This is a genomic window from Mesorhizobium sp. M5C.F.Ca.IN.020.32.2.1, assembly GCF_004023105.1.
GTDB lineage: Bacteria > Pseudomonadota > Alphaproteobacteria > Rhizobiales > Rhizobiaceae > Mesorhizobium > Mesorhizobium wenxiniae.
Window position 1 is genome coordinate 1 of the sequence record NZ_RZSX01000050.1, and the last position, 14,367, is coordinate 14,367.

General features: G+C 61.0%; 13 protein-coding genes. 3 read left to right on the forward strand and 10 right to left on the reverse strand.

What is annotated here, in order from left to right:
* From EOA86_RS04275 to EOA86_RS04300, 6 genes are all read right to left on the reverse strand, one after another.
* Window positions 1-600 (reverse strand): histidine kinase dimerization/phospho-acceptor domain-containing protein (locus tag EOA86_RS04275; RefSeq protein WP_281035629.1); only part of this gene is annotated, 600 nt, incomplete at its 3' end.
* A gap of 25 nt (window positions 601-625) precedes the next feature.
* On the reverse strand, window positions 626-997 hold the full coding sequence (locus EOA86_RS04280; RefSeq protein WP_031255744.1) for a response regulator: 372 nt from the start codon (window positions 995-997) through the stop codon (window positions 626-628).
* A 49-nt stretch (window positions 998-1,046) separates the two neighbouring features.
* Window positions 1,047-3,779 (reverse strand): response regulator, encoded by a 2,733-nt coding sequence (locus tag EOA86_RS04285; protein ID WP_128340800.1) that lies wholly within the window; start codon window positions 3,777-3,779, stop codon window positions 1,047-1,049.
* Window positions 3,776-4,537 carry a DUF3365 domain-containing protein gene (locus EOA86_RS04290; RefSeq protein WP_095518094.1) on the reverse strand — a complete coding sequence of 254 codons (762 nt, stop codon included), beginning with the start codon at window positions 4,535-4,537 and terminating at the stop codon, window positions 3,776-3,778. The genes EOA86_RS04285 and EOA86_RS04290 overlap by 4 nt, the downstream gene beginning before the upstream one ends.
* A gap of 1,063 nt (window positions 4,538-5,600) precedes the next feature.
* Window positions 5,601-6,239, reverse strand: coding sequence for an NrsF family protein (locus EOA86_RS04295; RefSeq protein ID WP_128340801.1), 639 nt, complete (start codon window positions 6,237-6,239; stop codon window positions 5,601-5,603).
* 1 nt (window position 6,240) lies between these two features.
* Window positions 6,241-6,810, reverse strand: a complete 570-nt coding sequence (locus EOA86_RS04300; RefSeq protein WP_128340802.1) for a sigma-70 family RNA polymerase sigma factor — start codon at window positions 6,808-6,810, stop codon at window positions 6,241-6,243.
* Between the two features lie 207 nt (window positions 6,811-7,017).
* Here EOA86_RS04300 and EOA86_RS04305 point away from each other — a divergent pair, with 207 nt between their 5' ends.
* From EOA86_RS04305 to EOA86_RS04315, 3 genes are all read left to right on the forward strand, one after another.
* Window positions 7,018-8,025, forward strand: coding sequence for an iron ABC transporter substrate-binding protein (locus tag EOA86_RS04305; RefSeq protein ID WP_128340803.1), 1,008 nt, complete (start codon window positions 7,018-7,020; stop codon window positions 8,023-8,025).
* A 220-nt stretch (window positions 8,026-8,245) separates the two neighbouring features.
* Entirely contained in the window at window positions 8,246-9,787 is a 1,542-nt protein-coding gene (locus EOA86_RS04310; protein ID WP_245497126.1) for an iron ABC transporter permease, read from the forward strand.
* Complete coding sequence (locus tag EOA86_RS04315) at window positions 9,784-10,866, forward strand: ABC transporter ATP-binding protein (RefSeq protein WP_128340805.1); 1,083 nt, start codon at window positions 9,784-9,786, stop codon at window positions 10,864-10,866. Before EOA86_RS04310 ends, EOA86_RS04315 begins: the two co-directional genes overlap by 4 nt.
* A gap of 47 nt (window positions 10,867-10,913) precedes the next feature.
* Here EOA86_RS04315 and EOA86_RS04320 read toward each other — a convergent pair whose 3' ends face one another.
* The 4 genes from EOA86_RS04320 to EOA86_RS04335 all read right to left on the reverse strand — a co-directional run.
* A complete protein-coding gene (locus EOA86_RS04320) occupies window positions 10,914-11,981 on the reverse strand; it encodes a sn-glycerol-3-phosphate import ATP-binding protein UgpC (protein WP_128340806.1) in 1,068 nt (355 codons plus the stop codon).
* Between the two features lie 7 nt (window positions 11,982-11,988).
* Entirely contained in the window at window positions 11,989-12,837 is an 849-nt protein-coding gene (ugpE, locus tag EOA86_RS04325) for a sn-glycerol-3-phosphate ABC transporter permease UgpE (RefSeq protein WP_128340807.1), read from the reverse strand.
* An 8-nt stretch (window positions 12,838-12,845) separates the two neighbouring features.
* On the reverse strand, window positions 12,846-13,730 hold the full coding sequence (gene ugpA, locus EOA86_RS04330) for a sn-glycerol-3-phosphate ABC transporter permease UgpA (protein WP_127210614.1): 885 nt from the start codon (window positions 13,728-13,730) through the stop codon (window positions 12,846-12,848).
* A gap of 79 nt (window positions 13,731-13,809) precedes the next feature.
* On the reverse strand, window positions 13,810-14,367 hold a 558-nt coding region (locus tag EOA86_RS04335; RefSeq protein WP_128340808.1), incomplete at its 5' end, for an extracellular solute-binding protein.

A 14,367-nucleotide genomic window follows, 5' to 3' on the forward strand; every position in this document is an offset into this window, starting at 1 on the left:
GTCGTGCAGCAAGCGGCGCGAGAGAAGATCGCGGTTACTGCCGATGTCGTCGACGACAAGTATTCTACCGTTGCGTCCTGAGAATGCATCGCGCTCCGTCTTGCCCAGCGCCCTTTCGAGCCCTGCTGCATCGATCTCTGCCTGATCCGTCGTCCACAGCCCTTCGTTGTCGCTGGCGCGCGATAGGCCGGCAATTGCATCGACATGCGCCAACAGCTCGGCCGCAGCCGCGAGCATCACCCTGACATCTTCGTCCAATGCGTGTTCGTGCAATTCTTCGGCTTCTTCAAGGATCATTTCGGAGTAGCCGATAATCGCGTTGAGTGGTGTTCGCAAATCGTGGCGCAGTTTCGCCTCGATCTCGCGCCCTGCATGGTCCGGATAGTCGGCTTTGCCATGGATCAAGCTGTCGATGAGGCTGTTCAATTGCCGGGCAGCGGCGCCGACCCTCTCAAGATCTGGAGTGATGTGCACCAGACTGTGGTTCTGCACCTGTTCTAGCAGCAGTTCCTGAAATCCCGAGATTGCCCGTGCTGGTCCAGCAAGCGTCTGCGCCAGATGGGCGGCTATTGCGTGGCGTTGGAACTCGTTGGCAGTCATGTCTCCAATCCGCCGACTCGGCGGCTCACGGATTTGCGGCAAGCAATTGTTCGATTTTCTGGACAAGCCTCGGCAGGTCCACCGGCTTGCTGTCGTAGTCATCGCAGCCGGCCTCAAGCGCCAATTCCCGATCGCTGGTCATAGCATGCGCAGAAAGCGCGATTATAGGGATCCCCGAGGTGGCCGGATCAGCCTTGATCCGCCGTGTCGCCTCCCATCCGTCCATCACGGGCAGGCTCATATCCATAAGGATCAGATCCGGTCTTTCCGAAATGGTTAGTTCCACGCCGGATTGTCCGTTTTCCGCAATAAGCACTTCGAACCCACGCCGCGACAACCGCCGCGAGAGCATGTCGCGATTCATTTCGTTGTCTTCCACCAGAAGGATTCTCGTCATCTTCGGCCTCTTCTAACGATGGGTCAACGAACTGAGATGCCGGGCCAACCTACTCGGCCGCGGAAATCTGGCGTTCGAGCGCCTTGACCAATTGAGACCTGCTGTTCGCGCCCTTGGTCACAACGGCAACCGCCCTATCGCGGAGCCATTCGAGCTCGTTCATCGACAGATCTTTCGAGGTAACTACGACCACCGGAATGTTCTGCAGTTCGGGCGTCTGCTGCATTTCACTCAATGTCTGAAACCCGTCCATTTCGGGCATCAGCAGATCAAGCACCACCAGGCGCGGCAACAACCGTTTCATCAGGCCAAGGCCGCGCACGCCGTCGCTTGCCTCGTGAACCCGCCAATCCTTCTTGATCAGGATACGCCGAAGGAAATCGCGGGAGGCTTGGTCGTCATCAATTACAAGCACATCGCGGTTGCCACCGCCGCAAGCCTCAATTGTTCGAATCAGCTTCTCGGTGTCGATCGGCTTCGTCAGGTATTCAACCGCCCCGAGTGAGAGGCCGAGTTCGCGATCTGCAAGTATAGTCGCAAGGATCACAGGAATCTCGCAAAGCTCCCTATCGTTCTTCAGAGATCGCAGCACTGACCAGCCGTCCTGATGCGGCATGATGATGTCGAGAATGATCGCCGCGGGGCGATGCGCTCGAGCAGCGGCTATTCCTTCCTCGCCGCTTGCTGCTTCGAACGATGCCAGTCCCGCCTCCGCCAAAGCGCTGGCGATGACGGTTCGGGCGGCTGGTTCATCATCTATGATCAGAACCGCCTTGTCTCGTGGCGGCAACGGCACAGCTTCGGAGGGGTGTTGCTCGCTAGATTCTTTTTTGAACTCGGCTGGAATCTCCATTGTGAAGGTCGAGCCTTTTCCGAGTTCGCTCTCGACCTTTACAACGCCTCCGATCATTCGGCTAAAACTCCGGGTTATGCTGAGGCCAAGCCCCGTTCCGCCATAGTTGCGAGTGGTGGATGCGTCCGCCTGCGTAAAAGCGTCGAAGAGCCGTTCCTGCTGCTCCGACGTCATCCCGATCCCGGTGTCGGACACTTTGAATATCAGCCAATCGCCGTTTGGTCGCCTGTCACGACGCACCGCGAGTGCTACTCGACCCCCTTCGGTAAACTTGGCGGCGTTGCTGAGCAGGTTAAAAAGGTTCTGACGCAACTTCGTCTGGTCCGAATGCATTTTCCCGAGGTCGTCCTCGAGGTCCAGTACGAAACCGTTTCGGTTTTTCGCCATCAGAGGCGCGACTGTGGCCCCGACGTCGCGCATCAAATCGGCGACGTCGAACGTTTCTAAGAAAATTTCCATCTTGTTCGCCTCGATCTTCGACAAGTCGAGGATGTCGTTGATGAGCGCCAGGAGATGGCGACCAGCCGCGGCGATCTTCTCCAGTTCCGGAACGAATTCCACCATGTGCTGGTCGCTCGCATCTTCGATCAGCATCTCGCTGTAGCCAATAATCGCGTTCAGCGGCGTACGCAGTTCGTGGCTGACGGATGCGACGAAGCGGCTCTTCGCTTCATTCGTCGATTCAGCACGGCTCTTGGCGCGCTCGAGTTCGTCTTGTCTCTGTTTCAATTCCGTGATGTCGGTGTAAACGGCGACCGCGCCGCCGTCAGGCGTTTTTCGCCTGCTTACGCGAACCCATCTGTCGCCGAAGCGATCCTCACCGACGAAGCCCGCCGGGTCCTTGTGAATGTGTAACCGCTGGGCAATCCACTCCTCCGGCGACGCGCCCGCAAGGTCGACTTGCCCGCCCGCCAGGCGTTGCTCCAAGATTTCTTGGAAATTTTGCCCAGGAAGAGAAGCTCGCGCATGGTCAGGGAAGAATTCGCAAAATTTGCTGTTGGCCAGGATGACCCTGTCCTGCGGATCGAATAGGACAAATCCGTCAGAAATTGCCTCAAGCGCCGCTGCGATCGTCCGTCTTTGCTGCTCCGCCTCGTCTTCCAGTCGTTTCTTTTCAATCGCGCCCGCGCGAAAAAGTCGAAGCGTCCGCGACATTGCGCCGAGTTCGTCGCCTCCCTCAATCGGTATTTCAATATCGTAGCGTCCTTGCGTCAGTTCGCCGATGACCCGGTTCAGCCGCCGTAACGGGCCAATGATCGAGCGAAGAACAAGGATCGTAAGAAGCGACCCAATCAACAGCACGATGACCACCAGAATGGCAGCGGTAGTCGCGGTTTTCTGGGCTAGCCTTACAGCCTCGTTACGAGCAGCTTCTGCCTCGGCGCTCACTTGCTCGACAAGTTTGTTAAGGGCGGCATCGACATTCGTGCTGTGTGTTCGCGCCTCGGCCAGGAGAGCGTTTCCAATGATGCGGTTATCCTGAGTATAGCTGTCCGCCGCCTCTAGTGCCCTTTTGACGTAGTCATCGATCTCGACACGGATTTCCCTCACTGCATCGGGGGATGATTTCGAAAGGCCGTCCAGTTGGTCCAGCAGTCGCTCACGCGCCTGCTCGGCATTCCGCTGGGAGTTCATTAGCAAGCTGACCGACAAATCGGTGAGCCAGTATCGCAATTCGCCAAAGGTCACGTGCGCCGCAGCCGCAGTCGCCGCGAGATCGAACAATGCCTTTGTGTCTGCGGTGCGGTCGGCACTGCGATAAAGCGCCTGCGTGAGAAGGATGGAAGATACGATGAGACTGATGAGGCCGGCCGCTGTCAGTGCAGCTACGCGGGCCGCGATCGGCAGACTGGCAAGGCGATGTCCCAGGGATTTCGACGGCGCCGGTAGGGCTTCCACCTCGTGGGGTGTCTGTTCCAGGACGCTCATTTGAACAAGACGATGCTGATTGCGCCCCCCAGATCGCCGGCTTTTCCGCCCTCCTTGGGATATCCAGTTATGTCGATCTCGCCCTTCGGCTCGCCGTGGCAGGAAAGGCACGACTCCGTATAGTATTCGGGCAGGAGCATTCGAAATGCCGGGCGTCCCTCCACCTCGGTCACATCCGTGTAGGCTTCGCCTTTTGCTCTCTTCGGATCTGAAAAGACGCTTACGATGATGCTGGCTTCCCAAGCGTCCGGAAGAGATTTGCGGTTGCGCACGAGTTGCTCGGGCGCAGTCACGCGTACCAGAGCCTCGTTGCCAACCTTGGCGGCGAATTTCTCATTCAACAGACGCGCGAAAACGGCCGGCACGAAGCCCTTGAACCCGATCCCCGCGCGGTTGATGTCATCTTGCTGCTCGTCCACCACCTCCCGCATAGCCCCAATCTGGGCCTCAAGCAGACGCCGGTCGCGATTGGTCAATTCGCCGGAAAACGGGTCCTGGCCGGTGTTTTTTGAGTAAACGGCGATGGCCTCGCTCGCAAACCGCTCGCTGTCAAGGTGCTTGTCGCCAAGTGCGGGATCGTTGATTAGTGTCTGATAGTTGGAGACAACACTTCGCCCAGCGCGAAGCAATTCCGCAAGGCGGATTCCCATCGCGACATCTTCAGAATCTCCCGCTCCCATGGCAGCCGGCGCGAGGAACGCGCAACCGACAAGAGCAACGCCAATGCTTCTCCGCGTCAAGGTTGACAGGGCGAACATCTCCATCCCGTCGAAAGAAGCCAAAGAAAAAGTATAGCACAACGCAGGCCGATAGCGTAGCGACAAACGCCCATGCGCAAGCAGTGAGAGAAGGAACGAAGCATCCGCCGCCCGCTCCGAAGCGGCCCTGGCCCGCAAACCCGTTTTTGCCGAACGTCTCTTGACCACCCTGGGTGGAGCACCGAGAGGTTAGCGGTGGATTTGTCAAGCTTGCCGTTAAAATATAGCTTGCTAAAGCTAGAAAATTAGCTTTGAAATATATATTCGTTGTGTTTGAGCGCGACCTCACGCACCGTAAACTTAGCATAGCAATTGTTTGTAGAAGAAGATGATGGTTCTGGCCTTATGTTGTCGGCCGGCACAACTTATGCATGTCATCTTGATCGCTTGATGAACCATCATCGCTGAAAGGAAACAGAACTAGGTTACGAAAAACAATCAGTTTTTAACCCTCGCCGGCGCGGTTGCAGTCGCTGCCGCCGCGAGGCGCCCAGCCGGACGAGACCGATAAGTTCGGAATTGATGCGACGTAACCGGTCCTTCTCGCGGTGAATACCGCCAGTGCCGTTCCGTGCCGTGTGTTCGAGCAGGTGATTAAGGAATGACTTCGATGTGGACAAGTTTTCATAATGGCACCATTGGCTACATTCGCGGATGGTTCCGCCTTCGCGCCGAGCGAAAAGCTATGTGGATGATAACAGACGGGTTGAGCCGGTCACCGGATGACATTCTTAACGACATTGGTATCTCACGCGACGAAATCACGTGCGCTTTGTCAAAGCGTCCCAATCCGAGTTCCGGATCGGGGCGGAATGCGGCCGGCCCATGATTTGTCCAGCCCACAGTATCTGCCATGTCGCATGCCAAGGTCTCATTGTCCCCGCGGCGGCGAGTCGAACTGATCCCGAGTGATCACGGCGCTGGAGCGCGATGTCAGGAAGGTCGTTATCGGGTCAAGGGCGTGAATTCGGCACGGGCGAACGAACTTCCGCAACCGGTCGAACTAGGTCGTTCAGAAATGAATGAGTTTTGACCTTAGAGCGTCTCCGATCGCGGGCCGTCGCTACCAGCGCACAAAAAGCCGCCCGCCGAGCCCGCCGAGCGCGGCAAGGATGGCAATGGCGATCGTGTACCAGGTGGCGACGAAAAGCGGCGAGTCGTCGAAGCAGTGTGCGGCATAGAAAGTTGCCGCCAGCCCACCAGCGAGCAGGCCCGCCACCGTTCCGGCAAGCACCGGCCGCGTCGGCGCGCCATAGCGCAGCACCGCTAGGAAGATAGCGAGCGGACCGATGCCGATCAGCGGGATGAATGTCAGGCAGATCACCAGATTGCTGCCGATCAGACGCGTCCCCCAGTCGGCTGCAGGCACGGAAAGGAGTTCCAGCACCACCGCAACGACCACCAGCAGCGGTGCGGCAATCATCCAGGCCGCCGCCCTGCTCGTCGATGCACCGGGTGTCGACAGGACGCGGATCAAGGCGAAGGCGCTGACGGCCAGAGCAGTCGTGAAGGCGAACTTGGCGAGGAAGCGCATCGTATGCATGGCGGTCGCGATGTCGGTGCGTGGGCCGATCGCCAGCCAGAAAACCACCGCCGCGATCGCCGTAGCCGCACCGGCGGCCACCCACCAGGCCGAGCCAAGCGGCATCGCCCTGCTGTGGGCATCGGCGTCGAGCGCCCTTATGAGATCGTCCGTCTTCATGTCATTCCCGCTTGAACTGTTTGGCCCGCCCGAATTGTTTGACCCCGAACTGTTTGGCAATGGTTGCGAGCCCACGATGCAGCGACACGCGCACCGCCGTTTCGCTGATGCCGAACTTCGCTGCCGTCTCGCCGATGGAACGGCCTTCGACCGATATCGACGAGACCACGGAACGCTGCGACGGCGGCAGGCCGTCCAAGGCCCGATTGATGTCGCGCTCGCTGACCGTCTCGGCCTCCGGTTCGGCGAAGGTCTCGGCGATCTCGTCGATCTCGATCTCGATGCGCCGCCCGCGCCGCCGAAAGGCGTCGATCAGCTTGAAGCGCGCAATGGCGTAGACCCAGGGCAGCACGGCCAGATCCTTCCGCCAGGTATGCCGTTTCACATGAATGGCCAGCAAGGTTTCCTGCACGACGTCCTCGGGATCGACCCCGCCCTGAACGATCTTGCGCCTGATAAAGCCGCGAACGAGAGCAGCCGTCCGGCGCAGAAAGTCGGCGTAAGCCTTTTCATCTCCCGCGATCGCGGCCCGCATCAGCCGGGAAAGCTCGGCCTCATCGTTGCCGGTCACAAGAGTTCACTCCCCGATATTCGCGCCTCGGCGCTGATTTGTTACGTGGCCGGCGAATAATGTCCAAGCCAAAATATGGGAATATCACGAAGGTTTCACCTCCAGCGCCCGATTGCGCCGTTCATCAATGTTGACTACACCGATCAGGAATTGATAGGTGCAGTCTTGCTAAATCAAAGACCATTGAGATCGAGAGGGATAACGTCCATGAAATATGCTCTTTCCGCCCTTGCCGGTGCCGCGGCACTTGCAATCAGCCTGATCGTCGGCCCGGCAATGGCTCAGGACGGCGGCATCGTCGTCTACAATGCCCAGCATGAAAGCCTGACCGACGCTTGGGTTGAAGGTTTCACCAAGGAAACCGGCATCAAGGTCACCGTTCGCCACGGCGGTGACAGCGATTTCTCCAACCAGATCGTCGCCGAAGGCGCCGCGTCGCCGGCCGACGTGTTCCTGACGGAAAACTCCCCCGCCATGGTGCTGGTCGAATCCGCCGGCCTGTTCGCGCCGGTCGATGCCGAGACGCTGGCCCAGGTTCCGCAGGAGTACCAGCCGTCCAGCGGAAAATGGGTGGGCATCGCCGCACGCAGCACCGTCTTTGTTTACAACAAAACCAAGCTGACCGCCGAACAGCTGCCCAAGTCGCTGCTTGATCTCGCCGATCCGAGCTGGAAGGGACGCTGGGCCGCTTCGCCGTCCGGCGCCGATTTCCAGGCGATCGTCAGCGCGGTTTTGCAGCTCAAGGGTGAGGCCGCAACGGCCGGCTGGCTGAAGGCGATGAAAGAGAACTTCACCGCCTACAAAGGCAACAGCACGGTGATGAAGGCGGTCAATGCCGGCGAGGTCGAAGGCGGAGTGATCTATCACTATTACTACTACGGCGACCAGGCCAAGACCGGTGAGAACAGCAAGAACATCGGGCTTCACTATTTCAAGAACCAGGATCCGGGCGCGTTCGTCTCGGTTTCCGGTGGTGGCGTGCTGGCCTCCAGCAAGCACCCGAAGGAAGCCCAGGCCTTCCTGAAATGGGTGACCGGCAAGGGTGGTCAGGACGTGCTGAAGACCGGCAATTCTTTCGAATACGCGGTCGGCAAGGACGCGGATTCCAATCCGGCGCTGGTGCCGCTGGCCGAACTGCAGGCGCCGAAGGTCGACGCGACGACGCTGAACTCCAAGAAGGTGACGGATTTGATGACGGCAGCCGGCTTGCTTTAGTCGGCGTTCGTCCTAAAAGGGCAACCGACTGCGCTCCTGCGGGAATTCGCTTCCGCAGGAGCGCTCTGTTTTTCGAGGTGGCATTCGTCCATGACGACAAGCTGCGTTTCTGGCCGCGTTTGCGGCCCTTCGACCGTTTCCGCCATCGGGCGGCAGCGGCACGGCGCCTGAGCTGATGCAGTCTGCGGCCGACCTTGCACGCTCGGTCCTGCCGACCGGCATGGTTGCTGGGCAATGGACGCGCCGGCGGCCGATATCCTGGGTTTCGCTTGCCGCCATCCTGATCTCACTTTTCTCCCTGCTGCCGCTCGCCTTCATCATCTGGATTGCCGTGCAGACCGGCTGGGAAACCGTATCGGCACTGGTCTTCCGGCCGCGCGTCGGCGAGCTGCTGGTCAACACCCTGCTTTTGGTGATGCTCGCGGTACCGATATGCATCGTGCTCTCGGTGGCGCTGGCCTGGCTGACCGAACGCAGCGATCTTCCCGGTGCCCGCCTGTGGGCCTGGCTGTCGGTGGCGCCACTCGCCATCCCCGCCTTCGTCCACAGCTATGCCTGGATCAGCCTGGTGCCGGGACTGCATGGCCTGTGGGCGGGCGTTCTGGTTTCCGTCGTCGCCTATTTCCCGTTCCTCTATTTGCCGGTGGCGGCAGCTTTGCGCCGGCTCGATCCTGCTCTCGAAGATGCCGCGGCAGCTGTCGGCCTCGGGCCGTGGCGCGTGTTCCGGCGGGTGGTGCTGCCGCAGCTCAGGCTCGCCATCTGCGGTGGCTCTCTACTGGTCGGCCTGCATCTCCTGGCCGAATACGGCCTTTACGTGTTCATCCGCTTCGACACCTTCACCACGGCGATCGTCGACCAGTTCCAGTCGACCTTCAATGGCCCCGCTGCCAACATGCTGGCTGCGGTGCTGGTGACATGCTGTTTCGTGCTGCTCGGGATCGAAGTGCTCGTGCGCGGCGAGGAGCGTTATGCCCGCGTCGGCTCGGGCGCCGCGCGCCAGCAGCAACGCACCAGACTCGGCCGCGCCACGCTCCCGTGCCTGCTGCTGCCGGTTATCACCACTCTGCTGGCGCTGGGCGTGCCGTTCGTCACCATCGGCCGCTGGCTCGTTGCCGGCGGTGCCGATGTCTGGCGCCTCGATGAGATCGGCCTTGCGCTCGGCCAGACCCTGTTCCTGGCGCTCGCCGGCGCCCTGCTCGCCACCATCGCCGCCATGCCGATGGCCTGGATCTCAATCCGCGCGCCGGGACCGCTGCAGCGTCTTCTGGAGGCTTGCAACTACATCGTCGGATCGTTGCCCGGCGTCGTCGTAGCGCTGGCGCTGGTCACCATCACCGTGCGCATCGCTCTGCCGCTCTACCAGACCCTGTTCACGATCTTCGTTGCCTATGCGCTGATGTTCCTGCCGCGCGCCCTGATCAGCCTGCGGGCGTCGATCGCGCAGGCGCCGGTCGAGCTGGAACTCGCCGCCGCCAGTCTCGGCCGGTCACCGCTCAAGGCGCTGTGGTCGACGACGATCCGCCTGTCGGCGCCGGGTGCCGCGGCAGGCATGGCACTGGTGGCGCTCGGCATCATGAACGAATTGACCGCAACGCAGATGCTGGCGCCCAACGGCACCCGCACGCTGGCGATGGCGTTCTGGGCCCACAGCGGCGAGATCGACTATGCCTCCGCCGCACCTTACGCCCTCATCATGGTGGCGATCTCGCTGCCGCTGATCTGGCTGCTTTATGTCCAGTCTAAGCGGATGGCCGGACGATGAGCTTCCTCGAACTCACCGATGTGCACAAGCATTACGGCCCGGTGGCCGCACTGGCCGGTGTCGATCTCAGCGTGGCCAGCGGCAGCCGCACCGCGATCGTCGGGCCGTCCGGCTGCGGCAAGACGACCTTGCTGCGGCTGATCGCCGGCTTTGAGGCGCCGGACCAAGGCCGCATCGTGCTTGATGGCGAGGTGCTGGCCAATGGCGGCGCCGCCGTGCCCGCCTATCGGCGCGGCATCGGCGTGGTGGCGCAGGACGGCGCCCTGTTCCCGCATCTGAGCATCGCCTCCAATATCGGCTTCGGCATGCGACATCACGAGGACAAGCGCACCGAGCGCATCGTCGAGCTCGCCTATATCGTCGGGCTCGACAAGGCGATCCTGAAACGGCGGCCGCACGAGCTCTCCGGCGGCCAACAGCAGCGTGTGGCGCTGGCCCGCGCCATGGCCATGAAGCCGCGGCTGATGCTGCTCGACGAGCCGTTCTCGGCGCTTGACACCGGGCTGCGCGCCTCGATGCGCAAGGCGGTGGCCGAACTTCTGGAGACCGCCGGTATCACCACGATCCTGGTCACGCACGACCAGGCCGAGGCGCTGTCCTTTGCCAGCCAGGTCGCGGTGATGCGCGATGGAAAATTCTCGCAAATCGGCACGCCGCGCGAACTCTATCTCAAACCGAAGGACAGGATGGTCGCCGAATTCCTCGGCGATGCCATCATCCTGCCGGCCAAGATCGCGGACGGCTTCGCCAACTCGCCGCTCGGCCGCATCGCCGTCGACAGCACCGAGCGGCGCGATATCGTCCGCATCATGCTGCGGCCGGAACAGGTGCTGTTGAAACGAACATCGCGCGAAGGCATGTCGGGCACGCCGGACATGCTGTTCGGCGAAGTGACGGAGTCCGAATTCGCCGGTTCGATGTGCACCATCGCGGTGCGGCTCTTGAACAGTCCCGATCCGCCGGACGCAGCCGCGATCGGCAACACGCCATTGATCCTGCGCAAGCCAGGCATGGACACACCGGGGGTTGGCGAGATCGTCCGGCTGACGGTGTCGGGCAAGGCGCATGTGTTTGCCTGAACGGCCTTGCGCCTCGCGCGGTTCGCTGGCCAGGACGCAGGCTGGCTTCAATCGACCCGTTTTCCGGCCTGATCGAACCAATGCAGCTTTTCGGCTTTGGCCACGACACGCAACTGGTCACCGGGCTTTGCGGCGGCGCGCCCTGAGACGCGCACGACGATACGGCTACCGCCTGCGGCGCAGTGAAGAAAGCTTTCGGCACCGACCGGTTCGACTGCCTCGACTGTCGCCGGCAGGACGAGCGCACCGGCCAGCGCCTCCGTATTGAAGGTCACGTCGGCATCTTCCGGACGAAAACCCAGTGTCACGGCTGGTGTTTCGCGAGCCGCAAAGCCGATCGCCGTCCCGTCAGCCAATACCGGGCCTGAGGAACTTCCGGTTAGCGCCAGAAGATTCATCGGCGGCGCGCCGATAAAGGAAGCGACGAAGATCGAGGCTGGCTTCTCGTAGACGTCGAGCGGCGCGCCCGTTTGCTCGACCAGTCCGGCGTTCATGACAACAAGGATGTCGGCCAGCGTCATCGCCTCCAGCTGGTCGTGGGTGACATAGACCGAGGTGACGCCAAGCGTGCGCTGCAAATTCTTGATCTCGACCCGCATCTGACCGCGCAACTTGGCATCAAGATTGCTGAGCGGCTCGTCGAACAGGAAGACTTTCGGATTGCGCACGATGGCGCGGCCCATGGCGACGCGCTGGCGCTGGCCGCCGGAAAGCTCGCGCGGGCGCCGGTCGAGCAGGGCCGAAAGCTCCAGCACCTTGGCTGTCGAGCGCACCCTGCTGTCGATCTCGTCCTTCGGCGTGCCGCGATTACGCAGGCCATAGGCCATGTTGTCGTAGACCTTCATATGCGGGTAAAGCGCGTAGTTCTGGAACACCATGGCGATGTCGCGCTCGGTCGGGCCAATGGCGTTCACCACCTTGCCGTCGATGGCGACTGTACCGGCAGAAATCGTCTCCAACCCGGCGATCATCCTCAGCAGCGTGGACTTGCCGCAGCCGGAGGGGCCGACCAGAACGCAAAGCTCCTTGTCGGGAATGGCAATGGAGACCCCCTTCACGGCTTCGACGCCGCCGGGATAGACCTTCTTCACGTCCTTCAGATCGACGGTCGCCATCGGCTTCTCACTTTTCGGATTCGACCAGGCCGCGCACGAACCAGCGTTGCATCAGCACGACCACCAGGATCGGCGGCACGATGGCCAGCATCGCCGTGACCATGACCAGGTGCCATTGGGTGTCGGCATCGGCGAAGGAAACCATCTTTCTCAGCGCGATGACGATGGTGTTCATATCGTTGCTGTTGGTGACGAGCAGCGGCCAAAGATACTGCGTCCAGCCGTAGATGAAGAGGATCACGAAAAGCGCCGCGATGTTGGTGCGCGACAGTGGCAAGAGGATATCGAAGAAGAAGCGCCATGGCCCGGCACCATCGACACGTGCCGCCTCGACCAATTCGCCCGGTATGGTCATGAAAAACTGGCGGAACAGCAGCGTCGCGGTGGCCGAGGCAATCAGCGGGATGATCAGGCCGGCATAGGTGTCGATCATGCCGAGATCGACCATCACCTTGTAGGTCGGCAGGATGCGCACCTCCACGGGAAGCATCAAGGTGATGAAGATCAGCCAGAAGAAGGTGATGCGCAGGGGAAAGCGGAAGAACACGATCGCGTAGGCCGACAGAATCGAGATGAATATCTTTCCCACCGCAACGCCGAGCGCCATGACCGTGGTGTTGAGGAGCAGTTGGCCGACGCTGACACCGCCGATGCGGCCAATACCGCCGAACAGCGCCTCGCTGTAATTGTTCCAGAGCTGGCCGCCGGGCAAGAGCGGCAGCGGCGGCCTGAGGATGGTTTGCAGCGTGTGTGTCGAGGCAACGAAAGTGTAGTAGATCGGAAAAGCTACGATCAATATGCCAAGGATGAGCACGGCATGGGCGATGAAGGTGCGGAGCGGGGATTGGCCGATCATCGCTGCCCTCAACCGTAATGGACTTTGCGTTCCACGTAGCGGAACTGGATGGCGGTGAGCGCAATGACGATGGCCATCAGGATGACCGACTGCGCCGCCGAGTCACCCAGGATCAGATTAACGAAGCCGTCATTGTAGACCTTGTAGACCAGCGTCTCGGTCGCCTTGCCCGGCCCGCCGCCGGTGACGGCATGAACGATGCCGAACGTGTCGAACAGCGCATAGACAGTATTGACGACCAGCAGGAAAAAGGTCGTCGGCGCAAGCAGCGGGAAGACGATGGTCCAGAAGCGCTTGGTCTCGCCGGCGCCATCCATGGCCGCCGCCTCGATCAGGGTTTTCGGCACCGCCTGCAGGCCGGCGACGAAGAACAGGAAATTGTAGCTGATCTGCTTCCAGGCAGCCGCCGACACCAGCAGGATCATGGCGTGGGTGCCGTTGAGCAGCGGGTCCCATGCGATGCCGAGGCTTCTCAGCAAATACGCCAACGAGCCGATCGAAGGATTGAACAGAAACAGCCACAGCATGCCGGCGATCGCCGGCGCCACGGCATAGGGCCATATCAACAATGTGCGGTAGAGGCCTTTGCCGCGCACGGCCTTCTCGGCCATGACCGCAAGCAGCAGAGCCACACCCATCGCAACGATCGCGGTCGCAAGCGAAAACACCACGGTGACCTTGATCGAGTTGAGGTAGGCCGGATCGGCCAGCACCTTGCCGAAATTGGCGAACCAGACGAACCTGGTCCTCAGCCCGAACGGGTCTTGCCTGAGCATCGACTGATAAAGCGCCTGGCCGGCCGGCCAGTAGAAGAAAACCAGTGTTATGGCGAGTTGTGGCGCCACCAGCAGGTAGGGCAGGATCTTGTTGGGAAAGACGATGCGTGGAGACAGGCTGATTTCCCTCGCTATCCAGGAATCGCCCACGCGAGCTCGCGTGGGCGATTCCAATCGATTGACCGAGATAATCTCGTCAGTTCTCGAGCGCTTCCTCGATCGCGGCGTTGCCGAGCGTGACCGCATTGTCGAGCGCCTGCTGAGCGGTTTGCTGGCCGGCCAGCATCTTCTCGAACTCCTCGTTCTGGATATCGCGCACCTGCGGCAGATTCGGCAGGCGCACGCCCTTCGAGTTATCGGTCGGCGCCTTGCCCGTCATCTGCAGGATGGGTGTCTCGCGGCCGGGGTTTTTGTCATAGAAGCCTGATTTCTTGGTCGCCTCGTAGGCGGCGAGCGTCACCGGCAGGTATCCCGACTTCTGGTGCAGATATTCCTGCACATCGGTCTTGGACAGATAGGCGAAGAAGGTCGCGACGCCCTTGTATTGCTCGTCCGACTTGTTGCCGAAGACCCACAGGCTGGCGCCGCCCGGCGTGGTGTTCTGCGGAGCGCCCTTGGCGTCGGTGTCGTAGGGAAGCTGGCCGATGCCATAGTTCATGCCGGACTTGACGATGTCGCCGAGGCCGCCCGACGATTCGGTGAAGATGCCGCATTCGCCGGCCAGGAAGATCTGCTTGGCTTCGGAGGTGCGCCC

Bases quoted from the DNA above. Each gene is read 5' to 3' on its own strand.
- EOA86_RS04315 (WP_128340805.1), top strand. From the start codon at position 9,784: ATGAGCTTCCTCGAACTCACCGATGTGCACAAGCATTACGGCCCGGTG.
- EOA86_RS04320 (WP_128340806.1), bottom strand. From the start codon at position 11,981: ATGGCGACCGTCGATCTGAAGGACGTGAAGAAGGTCTATCCCGGCGGC.
- ugpE (WP_128340807.1), bottom strand. From the start codon at position 12,837: ATGATCGGCCAATCCCCGCTCCGCACCTTCATCGCCCATGCCGTGCTC.
- EOA86_RS04290 (WP_095518094.1), bottom strand. From the start codon at position 4,537: ATGTTCGCCCTGTCAACCTTGACGCGGAGAAGCATTGGCGTTGCTCTT.
- EOA86_RS04280 (WP_031255744.1), bottom strand. From the start codon at position 997: ATGACGAGAATCCTTCTGGTGGAAGACAACGAAATGAATCGCGACATG.
- EOA86_RS04310 (WP_245497126.1), top strand. From the start codon at position 8,246: ATGGTTGCTGGGCAATGGACGCGCCGGCGGCCGATATCCTGGGTTTCG.
- EOA86_RS04295 (WP_128340801.1), bottom strand. From the start codon at position 6,239: ATGAAGACGGACGATCTCATAAGGGCGCTCGACGCCGATGCCCACAGC.
- EOA86_RS04305 (WP_128340803.1), top strand. From the start codon at position 7,018: ATGAAATATGCTCTTTCCGCCCTTGCCGGTGCCGCGGCACTTGCAATC.
- EOA86_RS04285 (WP_128340800.1), bottom strand. From the start codon at position 3,779: ATGAGCGTCCTGGAACAGACACCCCACGAGGTGGAAGCCCTACCGGCG.